The sequence below is a fragment of the Variovorax paradoxus B4 genome (genome assembly GCF_000463015.1).
Taxonomy (GTDB): Bacteria; Pseudomonadota; Gammaproteobacteria; order Burkholderiales; family Burkholderiaceae_C; genus Variovorax; species Variovorax paradoxus_E.
In genome coordinates this window covers 3760637-3781395 of record NC_022247.1, presented here as the reverse complement: position 1 = coordinate 3781395, position 20759 = coordinate 3760637, and the positions used below count along the sequence as shown (strand labels likewise).

The window sequence follows — 20759 nt, the reverse complement described above, 5'->3', positions numbered from 1 at the left end:
ACCTAAGCCTTTAGGCTGCCTTCGCCTGAACGGAGGGCGCGAACATGGCCTCCATTTCGCTTCGCAGCCTGTAGGCGGGGGTCGAGGTGTCCATGGCCACGTCGGCCCAGCACAGGCTCTGGCCTTTCTTCACCGGGCGCACCAGCTTGACGTTGTGTGCCAGCCCGAGCGGCAGGCCGCCCAGGCGCAGCGAGCGCTCGGCCGGCAGCAGCTTGCCCCAGACGGTGTAGCCGCCTTCGCCGTCGAGCATTTCGCCGGGCGCCAGGTCGCGCTTGGCCGTGGCCACCACGTCGGCGTTCCAGCAGGTGGCAACGCCGGTCGGCTCGCCGCGCAAGGCCACGCTCGCGACCGACATGCCGACCTCCAGGCCGATCAGGTGCCAGCGCTTGTAGAGCGTGAAGTAGCGTCCGCTCGGGTCGGTGTGGGCGTTGTATTCCTCGAAGCAGTTCTTGATGTAGTCGGTCTCGGCCTCGACCGTGACCCACACGCCCATGCGGATGTCGTAGGGGATTTTTCGCCCGTCGGCCTCGAGCGATGAAATGACTTCGACCATGCCCTTGCGTTCGAGCACGCCGCCTTCGCTCTGTGGCCGCGTGACGAAGGGAATGTCCTCCACGCTCGCGGGCGGGTAGAGCAGGCCGTCCGAAGGCACGGTGAGGCCGGTGGCGTTGGCCACCGCCGAGCTTTCGATGGACGGCTTGGAGCCGTCGAGAAAGCTGTTGAACATCTTCGGATTGAGGCCGCCGCGCAGCGCCTGTTCGGGCGTGAGGCCGTAGTTGCCCCAGACGGTTTCGGGCGTCGATTCGGTGAAGTGCGGCAGCCACTTGTGGCCGCGTCCGGCCGCAACCACGGGAAAGCCGCAGGTGCGCGCCCAGTCGACCAGGTCGCAGATCAGCGCGGGCTGGTCGCCGAAGGCCAGCGAATAGATCACGCCGGCCTGCTGCGCCTTGCGTGCGAGCAGCGGGCCGCAGAAGGCATCGGCCTCGACGGTCACGTTGACCACGTGCTTGCCGTGCGCGAAGGCATCCAGGCAATGCTCGACGGCGGCCACCGGGTTGCCGGTGCACTCGACCACGATGTCGATCGACGGCTCGCGCGTCACGGCCTGCCAGTCGTCGGTGATCCAGGTGCTGCCCGTCTGCAGGGCCTCCTGCACCGAGCCCGCCGCGGCGCGCTCCGGGTTCCAGCCGACGCGCTCGAGGTTGACGCGCGCCGCCGCGGGCGACAGGTCGGCAATCGCCACCAGCTGCACGCCGGGTGTGCACGGAATCTGCGCGAGGTACATCGAGCCGAACTTGCCGGCGCCGATCAGGCCGATGCGGATGGGGCGGCCTTCGGCGGCGCGCTGCTGCAGGCGGGTGTAAAGGCTCATGGCGTCAGGCCTCCGCGGTGTCGAGGACTTCGAGCGAGGTCTTCAGCGCGCTCTCGGGCAGTCCGTTCTTCCACGGCACCTCGACCGGGTAGGGCTTCAGCAGGCAGTCGTCGGGCAGCATCTCGATGGGCGTAAAATTTCTGTGCGCGATGTATTCGGGCCGCTTGTGGCGGCGGATGTGGTTGCTGACGGCACACAGGCTCAGGTACACCGACACGCGGTTGAACGGCGAGAGGTTGCTGCCCGAGGCATGCACGAGGCAGCTGTGGAAGAGGATCATCGAGCCGGCGGGGCCCTTGGGCGAGACGATGCCGCCGTCCTTGCCGCCGGCGCGGTCCACGAGCTGCGCGATCAGTTCGTTGTCCACCGTCCAGAGCGGATAGCTGGTGGTCGTGCGGTCGTGCCTGGCATCGACCACGCCCTTGCGGTGGCTGCCCGGAATGAACATCAGCGGGCCGTTGTGCTCGTTCACCTCGTCCAGGAAGATCGCGACGTTCATCGCGCGTTCGGTGGGCATCAGGTCGTCGTTGAGCCAGGTGCCGTAGTCCTGGTGCCACTGCCACACGTCGCCTTCGAACGCCATCTTGCCGTTGATCTTGAACTGGTGCATGTAGACCTCTTCGCCGAAGAGATCCACCACCGGTTCCACCATGCGCGGATGGCGCGCGAGCCGGGCGAAGGGCTCGCTGATCAGGTGCGCGGCAAAGTTCGTGCGCACCGCATCCGAGCCTTTCTCGCGCACGTTGAAGGCCTCGCGCTTGCCGTACAGGTCTGGCACCGCATCGGTCAGCGCCTTGGTTTCTTCGGCCGAGAAATGGCCGGGAAAGAACAGGTAGCCGTCGCGCTCGAACTGCGCGCGTTGCTCGGGGGTCAACTTCATGCCTTGTCTCCTTTGCGGGTGGGGGTGGTGGATGCGGTGCGCGCGAGCTGCTGCGCGAGCCGCCGGCCCAGTGCCTCGCTGGCCCTGGCGACGTGTTCCTCGCTCAGCTGCGCGGCGCGCTGCGCGTGGCCGGCGGCAATGGCGGCGGCGATGGCTTCGTGCTCGTCCCAGAGCGTCTCGCGCTGCGGCTCGGCCTGCAGCACCGCGCCCATTGCGCGGCGCAGGTGGCGCCAGTGCTGGTCGGCGCTCTGGCCGATCAGCGGATTGCCCGAGGCTTCGTAGATGGCCTGGTGGAAGGCCATGTCGGCATCGATCATGGCTTCGACATTGCGCCCGCGCGCCGCGCGGCGGCCGCGCTCCATCAGCCTGGGGTCGATGCGAAAGCGCTGTGCGGCCGCGAGCCGCGCGGCCAGCACGTCGAGCGCGCCGCGCACCTGGTAGACCTTGCGCATCCACTCGGCGTCGAGCGGCGCCACCAGCACGCCGCGGCCGGGCGCGTCATGCACGAAGCCGTCCTTCTTGAGCAGGCGCAGCGCCTGCAGCACGGGCTGGCGCGACACCGACAGGCGCTGCGCGATGTCTTCCTGCGTGATCCGCTCGCCGGGTGCCAGCGCGCCGCTGCTGATGGCGCCGAGCAGGGCGCGATAGACCTGGTCGACGAGGTCGGGCGCGACTTCGATGCTGACGAGCTGGGCTGGCATGGATGGCTTCTTTGAACTCTGTATACAGAGTACGGAATTCGAGGCTGCCGCGTATCCCGGGTTTTTACCCATGGGGGCTGCAAAGAAACGTAACCCGCCGCTAAGCTCGGCCCATGCAACTACCTACCTACGACGACGTCATCGCCGCGGCCGCGCGGCTCGAGGGCCATGCCCACCGCACGCCCGTGCTGCGATCGCAGACGGCCGACGAACGCTGGGGCGCCAGGTTCTTCTTCAAGTGCGAGAACTTCCAGCGCATGGGCGCATTCAAGTTCCGCGGTGCGTTCAATGCGCTGTCGAAGTTCGACGCCGCGCAGCGCAAGGGCGGCGTGATCGCGTTCTCTTCGGGCAACCACGCGCAGGCCATCGCGCTGTCGGCCCGGCTGCTGTCGATGCCGGCCGTGATCGTCATGCCCAAGGACGCGCCGGCCGCCAAGGTCGCGGCCACGCAGGGCTACGGCGCCGAAGTGGTGACGTACGACCGCTTCGCCGAGGATCGCGAGGCGCTCACGAAGCGGCTCGCGCAGGAACGCGGCATCACGATGATCCCGCCCTACGACCATCCGGACGTGCTCACGGGGCAAGGCACGGCGGTGAAGGAACTGATCGAGGAAACCGGCCCGCTCGACCACCTGTTCGTGTGCCTGGGCGGCGGCGGGCTGCTGTCGGGTTCGGCGCTGTCGGCGCGTGCGCTGGCGCCCGATTGCAAGGTCTACGGCGTGGAGCCCGAAGCGGGCAACGACGGCCAGCAGTCGCTGCGCGCCGGGAAGATCGTGCACATCGAAACGCCCAAGACCATTGCCGACGGTGCGCAGACGCAGCACCTGGGCGAATACACCTTCGGCATCATCCGGCGCGACGTGGACGACATCTTCACCGTGACGGACGAGCAGCTCGTCGAGGCGATGCGCTTCTTTGCCGAGCGCATGAAGATCGTGGTGGAACCGACCGGTTGCCTCGCCTTCGCGGGCGCCATTGCTGCGGGCAAGGCCATCGCGGGCCAGCGCATCGGCATCGTGGTCAGCGGCGGCAACGTCGATCTCTCGCGCTACGCGGCGCTGCTCGCGTAGCTCAGGCGCGGATTCCCTCGGCGGTGAGGTGCAGCAGGCGGTCCGCACGGGCTGCTGCGCTCTCGGAATGCGTCACCAGCACCAGCGAAGCGCCGTGCTCGCGCGTCTGGCCGATCAGCAGTTCCATCACCTTCGAAGCGGTGCCGGGGTCGAGGTTGCCCGTGGGCTCGTCGGCGAGCAGCAGGGCGGGCCGGTGCACCAGCGCGCGCGCGATCGCCACGCGCTGCAGCTGACCGCCCGAGAGTGTCTGCGGCAGGCGCGCGCCCATGCCGGGCAGGCCCACCGCATCGAGCATGTGCGCGACGCGGCCTTCATCGCGCTGGCCCAGCAGCATCAGCGGCAGCGAGACGTTCTGCCCCACGTCCAGGTGCGGCAGCACGTGAAAGGCCTGGAACACGAAGCCCACATGGCGGCGGCGCCAGAGCGCACAGGCCTCGCCATCGAGCGCGCCGATGTCGGTGCCGTCGTGCGTGACCGTGCCCGTGTCCCAGCTGTCGAGCCCGGCCATGCAGTTGAGCAGCGTCGACTTGCCGACGCCCGATTCGCCGACGATGGCGACGAACTCGCCGGTCTCGACGCTGAGCGTCACGTTCTCGAACACGGGCACGTCGCCGTAGCGCTTGCCCAGCCTGGAAATGCGCAGCGTCATGCAGTGGCGGTGGCAATGCGTTGAACGGCCGTCTGCACGGCGTCGGGCGCGTCGCAGGCGATGACGGTGCGCGCCGGCATGCTGCGCAGCCAGGTGATCTGCCGCTTGGCAAGCTGGCGCGTGGCCGCGATGCCGCGTTCCCGCAGGTCGTCCATGGCCTTGGCATCGGGCTTCCCGACGCCGCATGCGTCGAGCATTTCCCACGCCTGCCGGTAGCCCACGCAGCGCATCGAGGGAAGGTCGGTGGAGAGATCGCCGCGTGCGCGCAGCGCCCTGACCTCGTCGAGGAAGCCGGCGGCCAGCATGGCGTCGAAACGCTCGGCAATGCGCGAATGCAGCCATGCGCGGTCGGTGGGCTCGAGCGAGAAGAGCGCGCCGCCGGCCAATCCCTTCACCGCCTTGTTCTTGTCGCTGGCATGAAAACTCGACAAGGGCTGGCCGCTGCTTTCCCAGACTTCGAGCGCGCGCTGGATGCGCTGGCTGTCTTGCGGCGCAAGGCGCGCGGCGGTCACGGGGTCGACCTTGGCGAGCCTCGCATGCATCGCAGGCCAGCCGCGCTCGGCGGCTTCCGCGTCGATGCGCGCGCGCACGGCTGCATCGGCCGCGGGCATGGCGTCGATGCCGTCGAAAAGCGCCTTGAAATACAGCATCGTGCCGCCCACCAGCAGCGGCAATGCCCCGCGCGCACGGATTTCGTCGATGAGCCGTGTCGCGTCGGCCACGAAGGCGGCGGCGCTGTAGCTTTCGCTCGGGTCGATGATGTCGATCAGGTGATGCGGCACGGCGGCCTGTTCGGCCTTGCTCGGCTTGGCGGTGCCGATGTCCATGCCGCGATAGACCAGTGCGGAATCGACGCTGACGATCTCGACCGGGCGCACACGCGCCACCGCGAGCGCTACCGCCGTCTTGCCGGAGGCGGTCGGCCCCGCGAGCGCAATGTATTTCAGGTTTTCAGGAGGGCCGGAGGCGGCAACGGAGGGCGGCATAAGCGCCCGAGGGTAACAACAAAACCGAAGCGGCCAGGGCCCTGCGTCAGATCGCCTGCGCGCTGGTGCTGGCCTTGACGCGCGCTTCCTGCGGCAGGGCGGGCGAATCCGCCCGAGGGGCCGCCGGCAAGACAGGCAGCGGCTGCGCGCCGCGCACAACGGGCGCGCCTTCCGTTTGCCGCGAGGCCAGCGTGGTCTCGGGCTTCATGCGGAACAGCTGGGAGAGCGCCGAGCGGTACTGGGCCTCGCCGACCGAATTGGTGTTGTGGTGCGATCCGCCCTCGACCAGCACGAAGAGCTTGGGCACGGTGGCCGCGTTGTAGAGCTTGCGGCCCAGCGTGGGGTTGATCAGGCTGTCGGCGGTGCCATGCACCACCAGCAGCGGCGCGCCGATGTCCTTGACCCGGTTGATGGCCTCGAAGCGCTGCGTGATGAGCGGGCCGAACGGCAGCCAGCCCCACTTGAAGCCGCTCACCACGTCGGCAATGGAGGTGAAGGTGCTTTCGACGATGGTGCCGCTTTCGTCGTTGACATGCGCGGCCAGGTCGATGCCGATGGCGCCGCCGAGCGAGTGGCCGAAGATGTAGCGGTGCTGCCGTGGGTGCCTGGCCGCGAGCCAGGTCCAGGCGGCGCGGGCGTCCTCGCGCGCCGATTCTTCCGACGGCAAGCCCTTGGAGCTCTTGCCGAAACCGCGGTAGTCGATGGCCAGCACCGAGAAGCCGAGCTCGTGCATGCGCTGGATGCGCGGCGCCGATCCGGCCACGTTGTAGCGGGCGCCGTGCAGGTACAGCATGACCGGCCGGTCGGTGGTCTCGGGCTCGCCGCCGAGCCAGAGGCCGTGAAGGCGCGCGGATTCGCCGGTGATGGACGACTGGAAGTCGATCCAGACGTCCTGCATGCCCTCGGTCATGGTCGCGGTGTTGCCCCAGCTGCGGTCGCTGGGTTGAAAGATCCACTCGCGTTGCTGTTCATCGAATGTGGAGCAGCCGGCGGCCAGAAGGGCACACAGCGAAAGAACGGAGGCAAGGAGGGACCAGCGTTTCATGGGCTAGAGGGACAGCGAAGCCGGCAGAAAGTTCATGTGCTTTCGACTGAAACGCGCCGACAACTGCGCTCCAGCACCTCCCAGACAGTGCCTCGGGTGGCACTTTGTTCTACACACGCAACGCCCGTGCCCGCTTTGCGGATGACGGCCGAAAACCCAGGAAAAACCCTCAAAATGCCTTGATTTGCTATCTGCCGCGCATAAAAAGCGCGTCCAGCTCCCGAATCGACAGCTGCCGCCAGGTGGGGCGGCCGTGGTTGCACTGGTCCGAACGCTCGGTAGCCTCCATTTGACGTAATAAAGCGTTCATTTCGTCGATGGTGAGCTTGCGGTTGGCCCGCACCGCACCATGGCAGGCCATGGTGGAAAGCAATTCGTTCTGTGCCCGCTGTACAACGGTGCTGGCGTCGTGCTGCGCCAGTTCGGCCAGCACGCTGCGCGCGAGCTCCACCGGGTCGCCGTCGGCCAGGGTGCCCGGCACCGCGCGCACCGCAAGGGTGCGCGGTGAAAAGGGGGTGATTTCCAGGCCCAGCGTGGGCAGCACCGCGGCGCAGGCCTCGGCGGTGGCCACTTCCTGGGGCGTGGCCGCGAATGTGGCCGGAATCAGCAGCGGCTGGCTCGTGATGGCGGCGCCGTCGAGCTGGGTCTTGAGCCGCTCGTAGACGATGCGTTCATGCGCCGCGTGCATGTCGACCACGATCAGGCCCTGGCTGTTCTCGGCCAGGATGTAGATGCCCTGCAGCTGTGCCAGTGCGCGGCCCAGCGGCCAGGCTTGCTCGCTGGTGGCAAGGGTGCCTGCGCCTGGCGATTCGGCCGGCAGCCCGACGGGGGCCCGGAACGCCGTGGGCACCGCACCGGCTGCAGGCCAAAGGGAAGGGCCGGATTCGGCTGCATGGCCCGATTCGGCGGTTCGCTGGGGCCACATGGCCTCGAAATCGCCGGCGCCGCGCTCCGCGGCCACGAAATTGATGCCGGGTTGGGCCCAGGTGGCGCCCGAAGCGGGCACGTTCGGCTTGAAAAAAGGCTGCTGGGGCGCCGCCGGCGTGACCGCATCGCCCGCGCGCGGTGCGGCAAGGGCGTTCTCGATGGCGTGGCGCACTGCCTGGTGCACCTCGCGGCCATCGCGAAAACGCACCTCGATCTTGGTCGGATGCACGTTCACGTCGACTCGCGACGGATCGATTTCGAGGTACAGCGCATACACGGGCTGGCGCTGGCCGTGCAGCACGTCTTCATAGGCGCTGCGCACGGCATGCGACAGCACCTTGTCCCGCACGAAGCGGCCGTTGACGTAGAAGAATTGCTGGTCGGCGCGCGAGCGGGCGGCATCCGGAATGCCGGCACGGCCGACCACGCGCACCGGGCCGCCGATGTGCTCGACGGCCACGCTCTGCGCCACGAAGTCGTCGCTGAGCGCATCGGCCAGGCGCTGCTCGCGCCGGTCGGCGGCGCGCCACTGCTCCATCAGCTTGCCGTCGTGCCACACCGAAAAGCCGACTTCGGGCCGCGCCAGCGCATGGCGGCGCACGGCCTCGATGCAATGGGCCAGTTCGGTGGCGTCGGTCTTCAGGAACTTGCGCCGCGCGGGGGTCGCGAAGAAAAGCTCGCGCACCTCGACCGTGGTGCCGACGGCGCGGGCCACCGGCCGCAGTTCGCCGGTGCGGCCGTCGAGCGCGAAGGCGCCGTCGGCGCCCGCAAAGCGCGAAAGGATGCTGAGTTCCGCAATGGCGTTGATGGCTGCGAGCGCCTCGCCGCGAAACCCCATGGTGCCCACGGTCTCGAGATCGTTCAGGCTTGCGATCTTGCTCGTGGCATGGCGGCGCAATGCCACCGTGAGCTCTTCGCGCGGAATGCCCTGGCCGTCGTCCTCGACCGAGATCAGCCGCACACCACCCGAAGCCAGCCGCACCGTGACCTGGCGCGCGCCGGCGTCCAGGGCGTTGTCGAGCAGCTCGCGCACCACGGAGGCCGGGCGTTCGACCACTTCGCCCGCGGCGATCTGGCTGATCAGCTCGTCGGGAAGTTCGCGGATCGGACGGCGTTCGAGGGATGGAATGGAAGAGGGAAGGGCGCTCACGCAAGCATTCTAGAAGCCGGCCGCCGCCGCCGCGGCCCGGCCTCCGGGAGCCCTTTCAGCCCGGCATCAGCGTGTTGGAAGGCAGGGTTTCGTCGAGCAGCTTGCGCGCCGTTTCGACGCCCGCCACGGGAAGCAGCCCGGGGTCGAGCAGGCCCACCTGCACCAGCACGCTGGCCTGGTCCCAATAGATGTGCTCGTGATAGAGCTTGTTGCCGCGAAACTTGACGACGGCCAGCAGCGGCACCTCGACCCGCTTGCCGGTGGGCGCCACGCCCGGGAGCATCCAGGGGATTTCGGTGGTGTGCGTGAAGCTGAAGAGAAGTTCGTCGACCACCTGCGTGGCGCCTACCGTGCGCGAGATGGATACGAGCGCAGTGTCGGGCGGGTTGCTGTTGACGAAGTGGTTCGTATAGAAGGCGTGCAGCGCCTTGTAGCCCACGCCGCCGGTCATGGTCGGGATGTGATTCACATACGGCTCGGCCACCATCGTGCCCATGGTGTCGTCGACGTTGCGGGTGGCGAACTCGTATTCGCAGTGTTTGTCCCACAGCGCCGAGAGATCGTAGTGCGGGCCGATGGCGGCCTTGAGCGCGGCAATGCTGCGCTCGTGCGCCATCAGTGCCGAGGGCTTGTGGAAATGCTCGCCGCCGGCGCGTGCAAAGGCGTGGTCGACACTCGGGTAGACATGCAGCGTCACGCCGGGCCGGCCCTGCAGGGCCTGCACGATGCGCTCGCGTGCTTCGGGCGGGCAGAACTTGTCGAGCTCGGCGATGTGCAGTGTCAGCGGGCGCTTGATGTGGTCGGCCTCGTCGAGCGCTGCATCGATGCCCACGCCGTAGTAGCCCACCGACACGTCCGCATCGGTGCGGCAGGCCGCAAGATAGGCCAGCTTGCCGCCAAGGCAGAAGCCGAGCACGCCGACCTTGCCGCCGCTTGCCTCGGGCAGGGCGCGCAGCGCATTGATGGCGGACTGCATGTCTTCCATGCCCTTGGCCTCGTCGAAACCCTGGTAGAAGCCGAATGCGCGCTGCCAGTCGGCCTCGCTGTAGCCGAGCTCCACGTCGGGCTGCTGGCGCCAGAACAGGTCGGGCACGAGCGCCACATAGCCTTCCTCGGCGTAGTAGTCGGCCACATCTCGCATCGTGTGGTTGATGCCGAAGATTTCCTGGGCAATCACGAGCCCGGGCCCGCTGCCGGACTCGGGCAAGGCCAGGTAGCCGCGAAACGTGCCGCTGCCGTCGCGGGCCTCGATCTGGATGTATCGACCTGTCATCTTGGATCTCCGAATTCGTCATGGGACGCCACGCGGCGTGCAGCAAGGATAATCCGCAACCATGGAAATCATCAGCTTTCTCGTCGACTTCATCCTGCATGTCGACAAACACCTCGAGGCCTTCGTCGTTGCCTATGGCCCCTGGGTCTATGCGTTGCTCTTCCTGATCGTGTTCGTGGAGACAGGCGCGGTGGTGATGCCCTTCCTGCCCGGCGATTCGCTGCTCTTCATCGTGGGCGCTCTGTGCGGCGTGGGGCTCATGAGCTTTCCTCTGGCCTGCGCAGTGCTCATTGCCGCGGCCATCCTGGGCGACCAGTGCAACTACAGCATCGGCCGCTATTTCGGGCCCAAGGTCTTCCAGTGGGAGAACTCGCGCTTCTTCAACCGCAAGGCCTTCGACCAGGCCCACGCGTTCTACGAGCGCTATGGCGGCATCACGATCATCCTTGCGCGCTTCATGCCCTTCATTCGCACCTTCGCGCCCTTCGTGGCCGGCGTGGCCGAAATGAGCCGCGCGAAATTCACCATGTTCAATGTGGTCGGCGCGCTGATCTGGGTGCTGGGCATTGCAACGGCGGGCTACTTTTTCGGCAACCTGCCATTCGTGCGCGAGCATCTCGACAAGATCATCTGGGCGCTGATCTTCGTGCCGGGCCTGCTTGCTATCTTCGGCGCCTGGCGCGCATCGCGCGCGGAGAAGGCGCGCACGCAGTTGCCTTCGAAGGCCTGACGGCCGGCAAAAAAAAAGCGCGCCGGCGGCGCGCTTCGATGAGAGTGGGATCGGGTCAATATCTCGGCCCGTTGTAGGGGTAGTAACTGCGCGGCGGATAGGCGCGCTGGCTCTCGTAGTAGTTGCGTTCGTCCACACTGCGGCCCACTTGGTTGCCGATCACGCCGCCAATGGCCGCGCCGCCCAGGGTGCTGCCGGTGTTGCCGCCGATGGCGTGGCCCACGGCCGCGCCGCCAAGCGCACCGATACCGGTGCCCAGGTTCTGGTTGGGTCCGGATGCGCAACCTGCCAGCGCCATGACCGCGGTTGCCGCTGCAGCGGTCATCCAGATTCGTGCCTTCATCATCATGGTGTCCACCTTTCTAGAGTGATGGGACCATGATGGTCAAAAGGCACTGGTCCCCTGTGTAGGAGCCTGCCGCGCTTGCCTGTGCGTTGCCACGGGCCGCCCGGCGTGGGACGGCAGGGCGAGCGAGGCCTAGAGTTGGCGACTGCGCGCCAGCGGCGGGTTCTGCGCAAAGTAGCGCTGGATGCCGCGCATCAGAGCATCGGAAAGGCTTTCCTGGTAGCTGACGCTGCGCAGGTTCGCTTCTTCTTCGGGGTTGCTGATGAACGCCGTTTCGACCAGCACGCTGGGGATGTCGGGTGCCTTGAGCACCGCGAAGCCGGCCTGCTCGACCGCGGGCTTGTGCAGCCGCGCGCCGATGCCGCGGATCTCGCCGAGCATGGCGCCGCCGAGCTTGAGGCTGTCGTTGATCTGCGCCGTGGTGCTCATGTCGAGCAGCGCGCGCTGCACCTGCACTTCGTGGTTGCCCACGTTCACGCCGCCGACCTTGTCGGCTTCGTTTTCCTTGTTGGCGAGCCAGCGCGCGGCGCTGCTCGATGCACCGCTCTGGCTCAGCGCAAAAACACTCGCGCCGCGCGCGGCGGGCGTGGTGAACGCATCGGCATGGATGCTCACGAAGAGGTCGGCCTGCACGCGCCGCGCCTTTTGCACGCGCACACCCAGCGGCACGAAAAAATCGGCGTCACGCGTGAGAAACGCGCGCATCGGATTGCCGTTGACGCTGCTGGCGTTGATGCGGTCGCGCAGGCGGTGCGCGATCTGCAGCACGATGTCTTTCTCGCGCGTGCCGTTGGGGCCGATGGCGCCCGGGTCTTCGCCGCCATGGCCGGGATCGAGCGCCACGATGATGATGCGGTCGGTGCGGCTCGTGGTGGCGCCGCCACGCGTGGATGCGACAGGCGCGGCGGGCGCAACAGGCGCAGCAGGCGTAGCAGGAGCAATGGGCGGTGGAGGCGCGACAGGGCCGGGCCGCGTCGACTGCTGCGCCATCAGCTCGCCCAGCGGATCGGGTGCGGGCGCGGCCGCAGCGGCCGGCGGCCGGGCGGGAGGCGCGATGCTGCCGGGGGCGGGGCGCGGCGCGGGCACGTTGGGCGAAGGCCGCACGAGGATCGGCGGCCCTCCGTCGGGCGCAAGGCCCGAAGAGGGCGCGGCGGGCGGCGGCACCGAGGGCGCGCTGGCCACGGCGGTGTCGTTGCCGCCACCGCTGCTGCGCGGCGCCTCGCGCAGGCGCTCGGTGATCAGCGCCTCCATCGGATCGATGGCTTTTTCGGGGTAGAGGTCGAGCACCAGCCGGTGCTTGTACGCGGCGATCGGCGCGAGCGAGAAGACCTGCGGCACCACGGCCTGCTTGAGGTCGAACACGATGCGCACCACCTTCGGTGCGTTCTGGCCGACGCGCAGGCCGTTGATATACGGGTCGCCGGGCTTGATCTTGCCGACCAGTTCGCGCAGTTCGGGGTTGAGATCGATGCCTTCGATGTCCACTGCCAGCCGCGGCGGACTGCCGACGACCAGCTGCTGCGAATGGAGCCGTGCATCGGATTCGATGGTCACGCGCGTGTAGTCGGCCGCAGGCCACACGCGCACCGCGAGGATGGTGGCGCCGCGCGCGATCTGGTGCACGCCGAGCATCAGCGCGACGCTGCCGCCCTGCAGCAGCACGCGCCGCTTGAGGCCGCTGGCCTTCATGCGCCGACGTGCGCCAGCAGGTCGCTGCCGCGGGGAGTGTTCGCCAGGAGGGTCACGCTGCGTGTGTCGTCTGTCATTGCTTCTATTTTAATAGCGAGGTCGGCAATTGGTGTGCGGCCGGCAGCGTTTTCTGGCCACTCCGCGAGCTTGAGGCCCGGTCCCGCGAAAATGTCACGGAAGCCGGCGTCGTCCCACTCGCGCGGATCGTTGAAGCGGTAGAAGTCGAAATGAAAGATGGCAAGGCCGTCGGGCGCTTCGTGGGGCTCGACCACCGCATAGGTCGGGCTCTTGATGCGGCCCTCGATGCCGAGCGCGCGCAGCAGGTGGCGCACGAAGGTGGTCTTGCCGGCGCCGAGGTCGCCGTGCAGCGCGATGAAGGCATTGCGCAGCGCGGGCGAGGCCGCCAGCGCGCGCGCGAAGGCGTCGGTGTCTTCTTCGCTGCGCCAGCGCAGCATGCGGCCGGCGTTCTTCGGCGTTTCTACAATCGGCAAGTGATCGTCAGCCATCCACTCGTTGCTCGTATTCAGGCATTGGCCCGGGAACTCGGATTCTCCCAAATCGGAATCGCGGGCGTCGATTTATCGAGCGCCGAGGAAGGTCTGATGCAATGGCTGGCCCATGGGTTCCATGGCGAGATGAAATACATGGCAACGCATGGCACGCGCCGCGCCAGGCCGGCCGAACTGGTGCCGGGCACGGTGAGCGTCATCACGGCACGCATGGACTACCTGCCGCGCGACACGCCGCTCGACGATTGGCAGGCCGTGGAATTCGATCGCCTCGCGCGGCCCGGCGAAGCCATCGTCTCGGTCTATGCGCGCGGCCGCGATTATCACAGGGTGCTGCGTGCGCGGCTGGCCAGGCTGGCCGAGCGCATTGCCGAGGAGGTGGGGCCATTCGGGCATCGCGCCTTCACCGATTCGGCCCCGGTGCTCGAAGCCGAGCTCGCATCCCGCAGCGGCCAGGGCTGGCGCGGCAAGCACACGCTGGTGCTGGACCGCAGCGCGGGCTCGATGTTCTTCCTGGGCGAGATCTACGTCGACATGGCATTGCCCGAAAGCGAGCCGGTCACCGCGCACTGCGGCAGCTGCAGCGCCTGCATCGACGTCTGCCCGACAAAGGCCATCGTCGCGCCGTACCGGCTCGATGCGCGGCGCTGCATTTCGTACCTGACCATCGAGCACGGCGGACCGATTCCGCTGGAGCTTCGGCCCCTGATGGGCAACCGCATCTACGGCTGCGACGACTGCCAGCTGATCTGCCCCTGGAACAAGTTCGCGAAGAAGAGCGCGCTGCCCGACTTCGATGCGCGCGAAGGGCTCACCGGCCAGGCGCTGGCTTCGCTCTTTGCCTGGAGCGAGGAAGATTTTCTGCGCTTCACCCAAGGCAGCCCCATCCGGCGCATCGGGCATGAACGCTGGCTGCGCAACATCGCCGTGGCACTGGGAAACGCGCTGCGCGCGGGCGAGAGCGGCGCCGCGGAGGCCCTGGCCACGCGGGCCTCGGACCCCAGCGAACTGGTGCGCGAGCACGTGGCGTGGGCGCTGGCGCAGCGCCCCGAACGCTGAACGAACCCTAGCGCGGCAGGGCCAGCGCAAACGGCAGGCTCGCCATTCCCAGCAGCGTGGACAGGGTCACGAGACCTGCCACGTACGGTCCGTTGTAGCCCATGCGCGCCGCCAGCACATAGGCGCTCGAGGCCGTGGGCACGGCGGAGAACGCCATCAGCACGGAAGCCTGTGTCGCGTCCAGCCGCAGTGCAAGAGAGAGGCCCCACGCCACCAGCGGCAGGAACAGATGCCGTATGGACAGCACCGACACCGCCAGCACCTTTCCACGACCCAGGGTTGCGAACTGCATGCCGGCGCCCGCCGCCAGCAGGCCGAGCGCAAGCGACGCGGCGCCGATGCGCGTGAGCGTGGGCGTGGCCCAGTTCGGAACGGTGAAGCCCAGCACGTTCGCCAGCAGCCCGGCCAGCGTGGCGACGATCAGCGGGTTGCGCATCAGCTGCCGCGCGAAGCCGCTCTGCGCGTGCCGCGCCATCGGCCAGACGGCTGCGATGTTGAACATCGGCACGCACACGCCGATCAGCACCGCGATCAGCAACAGGCCCTGCGCACCGGCCAGCCGTTCGGCGAGCGCAAGGCAGATGAAGGAGTTGAAGCGGAACCCGATCTGCGCGCTGGCCGCGTGATCGCGGCGGTCGATGTGCGAACCGAGGCCGGGGACGTAGGGCAGCGCGTAGGCCATCGCGATGCCGCAGAGGCCGATGGCCACGCCCGCGGTGAGCAGGTTCGAGGTAGCGGCAAAATCGAGCGGGCTGCGCACGATCGAATGAAACAGCAGCACCGGGAACAGAAAGTAGTACACCAGGCTTTCGACCTGGTCCCACACGCGGCGGTCGAGCGCGGTGTAGCGGCAAAGCAGCCAACCGATGGCAATGAGCGAGAAATCCGGGAAGAGCAGCTGGGCAAAGTTCACCGCTTCGAGCATAAACCGTGGCGGACCATGGGTAATCCACAGCACGGGCGAAGTACGAAGCCGCTAGCATCCGGGGCTTTGGTTTTTCGACATCAGTCAATCAAGGAGTTTTAGATGCAACGTCGTCAATGGGGCGCCATGGTGGGAGCCGCCGCGCTGGTCGCGGCCGCGGGCCAGAGCTTCGCGCAGGGCTATCCGAACAAGCCGGTCGAACTGAGCGTGCCCTTTGCACCGGGCGGCACGACCGACATCGTGGCGCGCGTGATTTCCGATCCGCTGGGCAAGGTGCTGGGCCAGCCGGTGGTGGTGATCAACCGTGCCGGCGGCGGCGGCATCGTGGGTGCGGCCGAAACGGCGCGCGCCGCGCCCGACGGCTACAAGCTCGGCGTTGCCACGGTTTCGAGCACGGCGGCCAATCCGGCCATCAACCCCAAGGTGCCGTACGACCCGATCAACGACTTCACGCCGATCATCAACATCGCGGCCACGCCCAACATCATTGCGGTGAATCCGAGCTTCCCGGCCAAGAATTACGCGGAGTTCGTGGCCGAGCTCAAGAAGAACCCCGGCAAGTACTCGTACGCCTCGTCGGGCACGGGCGGCATCGGCCACCTGTTGATGGAGCTCTACAAGAGCCTCACCAACACCTTCGTCACGCACATTCCCTACCGCGGCGCGGGCCCTGCGCTCAACGACGTGGTGGCCGGCCAGGTGCCGATCATCTTCGACAACATCCCGTCGGCCATGCCTTTCATCCAGAGCGGCCGGCTGGTTCCCATCGTGGTGTCGGCGCCGCAGCGCCTGGCCGCGTTGCCCAATGTGCCGACTTTCAAGGAAGTGGGGCTCGAGCCGGTCAACCGCATGGCGTACTACGGCATCCTGGGCCCCAAGGGCCTGCCGAAGGAAGTGGTCGACAAGATCAACGCCGGCGTGAAGAAGTCGGTGGAAGACCCGGCCGTGAAGAAGCGCATCGAAGACACGGGGTCGCTGATCGTGGCCAACACGCCCGAGCAGTTCGCGGCGCAGATCAAGGCCGAGTACGAGGTCTACAAGCAGGTCGTCGCAAAGCAGAAGCTCAAGCTGGACTGAGCCTCGCCCACCCTGCCGAAGCCGCCCGCACCACGGGCGGCTTTTTCTTTTTGTTATCTTGCAGCGCATGACCGAGGCCGCCGCCACACAAACCCCCGAGATCGACGACTTCATCGATGCCCTCTGGCTCGAGGACGGGCTGTCGAAGAACACGCTCGCCGCCTACCGCCGCGACCTTGCGCTGTTCGCACAGTGGCTGGGCAGGCAGCGCAGCGGCGGCGCGCTCGACACGGCACAGGAGTCCGACCTGCAGGCCTACATGGGCGCGCGCCTGTCGACCAAGGGCAAGGCCACCTCGGCCAACCGGCGGCTCACGGTGTTCAAGCGCTACTACCGCTGGGCACTGCGCGAGCGGCGCATCGCGGCCGATCCGAGCATCAGGCTCGCACCCGCGCGGCAGATGCCGCGAGCCATCAAGACGCTGTCGGAAAAACAGGTGGACGACCTGCTGGCCGCGCCCGACGTCGAAACGCCGCTCGGCCTGCGCGACCGCGCGATGCTCGAGCTGATGTATGCGAGCGGCCTGCGCGTGAGCGAGCTGGTGGCGCTCAAGGTCATCGACATGAGCCTGAACGACGGCGTGCTGCGCGTGCTCGGCAAGGGCAGCAAGGAGCGCCTCGTGCCCTTCGGCGGCGAGGCGCGGCGCTGGATCGAGCGCTACCTGGAGGAGTCGCGCCCCGCCATCCTCGACGGGCAGCAGACACCGGACCTGTTCGTGACCGCGCGCGGCGCGGGCATGACGCGCGTGATGTTCTGGATCATCGTGAAAAAGCAGGCCGCCGCGGCCGGCATCCACGTGCCGCTGTCGCCGCACACCTTGCGCCATGCCTTCGCGACGCACCTGCTGAACCATGGCGTGGATCTGCGCGCGGTGCAATTGCTGCTCGGCCATGCCGACATCTCCACGACCACCATCTACACCCACGTGGCGCGCGAACGACTCAAGCAGTTGCATGCGCAGCACCACCCGCGCGGCTGAAGGCGCGGTGTTCCTTCATTTCAACCAACAGCAAAGAGACTTCGTTCATGCAGAAAAGAATCTGTGTCGCGGCGGTACTGTTCGCCGCCGGCGGCGCACAGGCCCAGCCCGTTCCCAAGACCATCCGCCTCATCGTGGCGTATCCCGCGGGCGGCGTCAGCGACGTGGTCGCGCGTGCGCTCGGCGACAGGCTCGCCACACAGCTGGGCACCACGGTGGTCGTCGACAACCGGGCCGGTGCCAGCGGTGCCATCGGCATGGACGCCGTCGCCAAGGCCGCACCCGATGGCGCGACGCTGGGCTTCTCGGCCATCAGCCCGCTGGTGCTGAGTCCGCACCTCGGCAAGCTGCCCTTCGATCCGCTGAAGGACATCGCGCCGGTGGCGAGCGTGATGTATTCGCCGGTGCTGCTGATCGCCACGCCGGCCAGCAAGGCGAAGGACTTTCGCGCGCTGATCGCCGATGCCAAGGCGCAGCCCGGCGCGGTGCGCTGGGCCACCTCGGGGCCGGCGTCGCTCGGCCACATCGTGCTCGAGCAGGTGAAGGCGGCCACGGGCGTCGACATCACGCACGTGCCCTACAAGGGCGGCGGCCAGCAGCTCAACGATGCGCTCGGCGGGCAGTTCGAGATTCTCTCGAGCAATGCGAGCCCGACGCTCACGTCGCACATCCAGTCGGGCAAGCTGCGTCCGCTGGCCGTGGGTGCGCCGGCTCGGCTCGAAAGCCTGCCGCAGGTGCCCACGCTGGGCGAGCTGGGCTACAGCGCGGCGAACATCAACTCGGTGTTCGGCGTCTTCGCGCCCGCGGCCACGCCGCCCGCATTGATCGCGAAGTACAACGCCGAGATCAACAAGGCCCTCGCCAGCCCCGAGCTGCGCGCCAAGCTCACGGCCACCGACAACGTGCCGACCGGCGGCACCCCCGCGGCCTTCGCCAGGGAGATCGCCTCGGAGTTCGAAGGCAACGGGCGCATCGTGAAGGCCGCGAACATCAAGGCCGATTGACCTTGCGGCTTGCGGTCTCAATTTCCCTACCTTATAGTAGGCAGATGAGCGCCGCCACCGCCAGACCCGCCGGACTCGCCGCCGGCAGCACCCGGGAGCAGATTCTCGGGGTGGCGCGCCACCTGATCGAAACGCGCTCCTACCTGGGCTTCAGCTTCCAGGACGTGGCCGATGCGGTCGGCATCCGCAAGGCGAGCCTGTACCACCATTTCCCAACCAAGGAAGCGCTGGGCATCGCGGTGATCCGGCAGGCCACCCAGTCCTTCAAGGACTGGGACGCGGCCCGGGTGCGCACGCCGAAGGACGCGCTCGAATCCTATTTCCGCATGTACCGCAACACGCTCAAGGCGGGCTCGGGCATGTGTCCCGCGGGGGCGCTGACGCCGGGGTGGGACTGCATCAACGAGGAACTGCGCCAGGCCGTGCAGGAACTGCGCAACACGCAAGTGCTGTGGCTCACCGGGGTGCTGGGGGCGCTGGCGCCGGCCCGGCAGAAGAAGGGCGCATCGGTCGCATCGCAGGCGGCCTATGTGTTTTCGGTGTGCCAGGGCGCGCTGCTCGCATCGCGCATGACGGGACGCGTCGAGGACTTCGACGAAGCCATCGCGCAGCTCAGGAGTTCGTTGCCCGGCTGATGGCCGGGCGGCATCGCAGGCACGCAGGACGTGCCTATTTTTTGACCTCACTGCCTACCGATTGGATGGTAGATTTCAATCAAGGAGAGTTCTCATGAAAGCCGTCATTTCCGCCTATGCCCGCTCGCCTTTCCACTTCGCGAAGAAAGGCGCGCTCGCCGAGGTGCGCCCCGACACGCTGGCCGCGGGTGTGGTTCGCGGCCTGCTGCAGCGCACCGACCTCGACTCCGCACTGCTCGAGGACATCGTCCTGGGCTGCGCGTACCCCGAGGCCTCGCAGGGCAACAACCTGGCGCGCATCGTCGGCCTGCTCGCCGGGCTGCCGCATGAAGTGGGCGGCATGACGGTCAACCGCTTCTGCGGCTCGTCGATGCAGGCCGTGCACATTGCCGCGGCGCAGATCGAGGCGGGCATGGGCGAGGCCTTCCTGTGCGTGGGCGTGGAGTCGATGACGATGGTGCCGCAGGGCGGCTTCAACTTCTCGCCGAACCTGGAGCTGAAGGAAAGCACCGACGCCTACATCTCCATGGGCGAGACCGCAGAGAACGTCGCGCAGCGCTGGAACGTGAGCCGCGCCGATCAGGAGGCCTTCGCCGTCGAGTCGCACCGCAAGGCCGCCGCCGCGCGAGCGCAAGGGCGCCTGGCGGGCGAGATCGTGCCGGTGCGCCTGGCCTCGGGCGACGTGGTCGATGCCGACGGCTGCATCCGCCCGGCCACTTCGGCCGAGGCGCTGGCAGGCCTCAGGCCGGCGTTCCGTGCCGATGGCGTGGTGACGGCCGGCACCTCTTCGCCGCTCACCGATGGCGCCGCAGTCGTGCTCGTGACCAGCGACGCCTTCGCCGCGAAGCACGGCCTGCAGGCGCTCGCGCGCATCCGCTCGTTCGCGACCGTGGGCGTCGACCCGGCCATCATGGGCATCGGCCCGATCCCCGCAACGCGCAAGGCGCTGGCGCGCGCAGGCCTCAGCGCGGCCGACCTCGACGTGATCGAGATCAACGAAGCCTTCTCGTCGCAGGCGCTGGCCTGCATCCGCGATCTTGGCCTCGATACGGCGAAGATCAATCTCGACGGGGGCGGCCTTGCCATCGGCCATCCGCTGGGTGCGACCGGTGCGCGCATCACGGGCAAGGCGGCGTCGCTGCTCGCACGCGAGAAGGGCCGCTATGCGCTGGCCACGCAATGCATCGGCGGCGGGCAGGGCATTGCCACCATCCTCGAGCGCGTCTGAATAGTTCGAGAATGCGCACAGGCACTACAAGGAACTCCCATGGCGGCACTCCCTGACGACACCGGCGCCAAGCGCGCGCTGTACCTCGAAGACCTGTCGGTCGGCGACCACTTCCAGAGCGGCGAACACACGCTGGACGTGGCGCAGATCAAGGCCTTTGCGTGCCAGTTCGATCCGCAGCCCTTTCATACCGACGAAGAGGCCGCGAAGAGCACCTTCTTCGGTGGCCTCGCGGCAAGTGGCTGGCATACGGCGGCGCTCACGATGAAGCTGCTGGTGGAAAGCGGCATTCCGCTGGCCGAGGGCATCATCGGCTCGGGCGGCGAGCTGCAATGGCCCAAGCCGACACGGCCCGGGGATGTGCTGCATGTGGTGAGCGAGGTGCTCGACATCACGCCCTCGCGCTCCAAGCCGGGCCGCGCGATGGTGACGATGCGCTGCCGCACGCTCAACCAGCGCGGCGAGGTGCTCCAGTACTTCACTCCGAAGCTGGTGGTGCACGCCCGGCCTGCGTAGGCCCCCTGT

General features: G+C 67.8%; 21 protein-coding genes. 9 read left to right on the top strand and 12 right to left on the bottom strand.

Annotation, left to right across the window (positions count from 1 at the left end):
• Positions 1-10: 10 nt before the first annotated feature.
• The 3 genes from VAPA_RS17660 to VAPA_RS17650 are packed head-to-tail and all read right to left on the bottom strand — an operon-like array spanning position 11 to position 2953.
• The gene (locus VAPA_RS17660; RefSeq protein ID WP_021008130.1) at positions 11-1372 is read right to left on the bottom strand and encodes an NAD(P)H-dependent oxidoreductase; all 1362 of its coding nucleotides are present in this window, start codon (positions 1370-1372) and stop codon (positions 11-13) included.
• Between the two features lie 4 nt (positions 1373-1376).
• Positions 1377-2252 (bottom strand): phytanoyl-CoA dioxygenase family protein, encoded by an 876-nt coding sequence (locus VAPA_RS17655; protein ID WP_021008129.1) that lies wholly within the window; start codon positions 2250-2252, stop codon positions 1377-1379.
• Positions 2249-2953 (bottom strand): GntR family transcriptional regulator, encoded by a 705-nt coding sequence (locus VAPA_RS17650; protein WP_021008128.1) that lies wholly within the window; start codon positions 2951-2953, stop codon positions 2249-2251. The genes VAPA_RS17655 and VAPA_RS17650 overlap by 4 nt, the downstream gene beginning before the upstream one ends.
• A gap of 113 nt (positions 2954-3066) precedes the next feature.
• Here VAPA_RS17650 and VAPA_RS17645 point away from each other — a divergent pair, with 113 nt between their 5' ends.
• Positions 3067-4023: a threo-3-hydroxy-L-aspartate ammonia-lyase gene (locus VAPA_RS17645; protein ID WP_021008127.1), complete on the top strand. Its 957-nt coding sequence runs from the start codon at positions 3067-3069 to the stop codon at positions 4021-4023.
• A 1-nt stretch (position 4024) separates the two neighbouring features.
• Here VAPA_RS17645 and VAPA_RS17640 read toward each other — a convergent pair whose 3' ends face one another.
• The 5 genes from VAPA_RS17640 to VAPA_RS17620 all read right to left on the bottom strand — a co-directional run bounded on the left by VAPA_RS17640 (position 4025) and on the right by VAPA_RS17620 (position 10053).
• A complete protein-coding gene (locus VAPA_RS17640) occupies positions 4025-4672 on the bottom strand; it encodes an ABC transporter ATP-binding protein (RefSeq protein ID WP_021008126.1) in 648 nt (215 codons plus the stop codon).
• Complete coding sequence (miaA, locus tag VAPA_RS17635) at positions 4669-5658, bottom strand: tRNA (adenosine(37)-N6)-dimethylallyltransferase MiaA (RefSeq protein WP_021008125.1); 990 nt, start codon at positions 5656-5658, stop codon at positions 4669-4671. The genes VAPA_RS17640 and miaA overlap by 4 nt, the downstream gene beginning before the upstream one ends.
• Before the next feature lie 46 nt (positions 5659-5704).
• Positions 5705-6703, bottom strand: coding sequence for an alpha/beta hydrolase (locus tag VAPA_RS17630; protein ID WP_021008124.1), 999 nt, complete (start codon positions 6701-6703; stop codon positions 5705-5707).
• A gap of 187 nt (positions 6704-6890) precedes the next feature.
• Positions 6891-8780 carry a DNA mismatch repair endonuclease MutL gene (gene mutL / locus VAPA_RS17625; protein ID WP_021008123.1) on the bottom strand — a complete coding sequence of 630 codons (1890 nt, stop codon included), beginning with the start codon at positions 8778-8780 and terminating at the stop codon, positions 6891-6893.
• 55 nt (positions 8781-8835) lie between these two features.
• Positions 8836-10053, bottom strand: coding sequence for a dienelactone hydrolase family protein (locus VAPA_RS17620; RefSeq protein ID WP_021008122.1), 1218 nt, complete (start codon positions 10051-10053; stop codon positions 8836-8838).
• A gap of 61 nt (positions 10054-10114) precedes the next feature.
• Here VAPA_RS17620 and VAPA_RS17615 point away from each other — a divergent pair, with 61 nt between their 5' ends.
• Complete coding sequence (locus tag VAPA_RS17615) at positions 10115-10783, top strand: DedA family protein (protein WP_021008121.1); 669 nt, start codon at positions 10115-10117, stop codon at positions 10781-10783.
• Between the two features lie 55 nt (positions 10784-10838).
• Here the strand turns inward: VAPA_RS17615 and VAPA_RS17610 are convergent, their stop codons facing one another.
• From VAPA_RS17610 to tsaE, 3 genes are all read right to left on the bottom strand, one after another.
• Positions 10839-11129 carry a glycine zipper domain-containing protein gene (locus VAPA_RS17610; RefSeq protein ID WP_230558889.1) on the bottom strand — a complete coding sequence of 97 codons (291 nt, stop codon included), beginning with the start codon at positions 11127-11129 and terminating at the stop codon, positions 10839-10841.
• Positions 11130-11261: 132 nt separating this feature from the next.
• Positions 11262-12818 (bottom strand): N-acetylmuramoyl-L-alanine amidase, encoded by a 1557-nt coding sequence (locus VAPA_RS17605; protein WP_021008119.1) that lies wholly within the window; start codon positions 12816-12818, stop codon positions 11262-11264.
• Positions 12815-13324: a tRNA (adenosine(37)-N6)-threonylcarbamoyltransferase complex ATPase subunit type 1 TsaE gene (gene tsaE, locus VAPA_RS17600; protein WP_021008118.1), complete on the bottom strand. Its 510-nt coding sequence runs from the start codon at positions 13322-13324 to the stop codon at positions 12815-12817. The genes VAPA_RS17605 and tsaE overlap by 4 nt, the downstream gene beginning before the upstream one ends.
• Here tsaE and queG point away from each other — a divergent pair.
• Positions 13310-14386, top strand: coding sequence for a tRNA epoxyqueuosine(34) reductase QueG (queG, locus tag VAPA_RS17595; protein ID WP_041946502.1), 1077 nt, complete (start codon positions 13310-13312; stop codon positions 14384-14386). The genes tsaE and queG overlap by 15 nt on opposite strands.
• 7 nt (positions 14387-14393) lie before the next feature.
• Here the strand turns inward: queG and VAPA_RS17590 are convergent, their stop codons facing one another.
• Positions 14394-15311, bottom strand: a complete 918-nt coding sequence (locus tag VAPA_RS17590; protein ID WP_021008116.1) for an AEC family transporter — start codon at positions 15309-15311, stop codon at positions 14394-14396.
• A gap of 102 nt (positions 15312-15413) precedes the next feature.
• Here VAPA_RS17590 and VAPA_RS17585 point away from each other — a divergent pair, with 102 nt between their 5' ends.
• The 6 genes from VAPA_RS17585 (at position 15414) to VAPA_RS17560 (ending at position 20750) form a co-directional block, all read left to right on the top strand.
• Positions 15414-16388, top strand: coding sequence for a tripartite tricarboxylate transporter substrate binding protein BugE (locus VAPA_RS17585; protein ID WP_021008115.1), 975 nt, complete (start codon positions 15414-15416; stop codon positions 16386-16388).
• A gap of 67 nt (positions 16389-16455) precedes the next feature.
• The gene (gene xerD / locus VAPA_RS17580) at positions 16456-17367 is read left to right on the top strand and encodes a site-specific tyrosine recombinase XerD (RefSeq protein ID WP_021008114.1); all 912 of its coding nucleotides are present in this window, start codon (positions 16456-16458) and stop codon (positions 17365-17367) included.
• A gap of 47 nt (positions 17368-17414) precedes the next feature.
• Entirely contained in the window at positions 17415-18371 is a 957-nt protein-coding gene (locus VAPA_RS17575; protein WP_021008113.1) for a Bug family tripartite tricarboxylate transporter substrate binding protein, read from the top strand.
• Between the two features lie 44 nt (positions 18372-18415).
• The gene (locus VAPA_RS17570) at positions 18416-19006 is read left to right on the top strand and encodes a TetR/AcrR family transcriptional regulator (protein ID WP_021008112.1); all 591 of its coding nucleotides are present in this window, start codon (positions 18416-18418) and stop codon (positions 19004-19006) included.
• 94 nt (positions 19007-19100) lie between these two features.
• On the top strand, positions 19101-20234 hold the full coding sequence (locus VAPA_RS17565) for a thiolase family protein (RefSeq protein WP_021008111.1): 1134 nt from the start codon (positions 19101-19103) through the stop codon (positions 20232-20234).
• A gap of 39 nt (positions 20235-20273) precedes the next feature.
• Entirely contained in the window at positions 20274-20750 is a 477-nt protein-coding gene (locus VAPA_RS17560; protein ID WP_021008110.1) for a MaoC family dehydratase, read from the top strand.
• Positions 20751-20759: the final 9 nt, after the last annotated feature.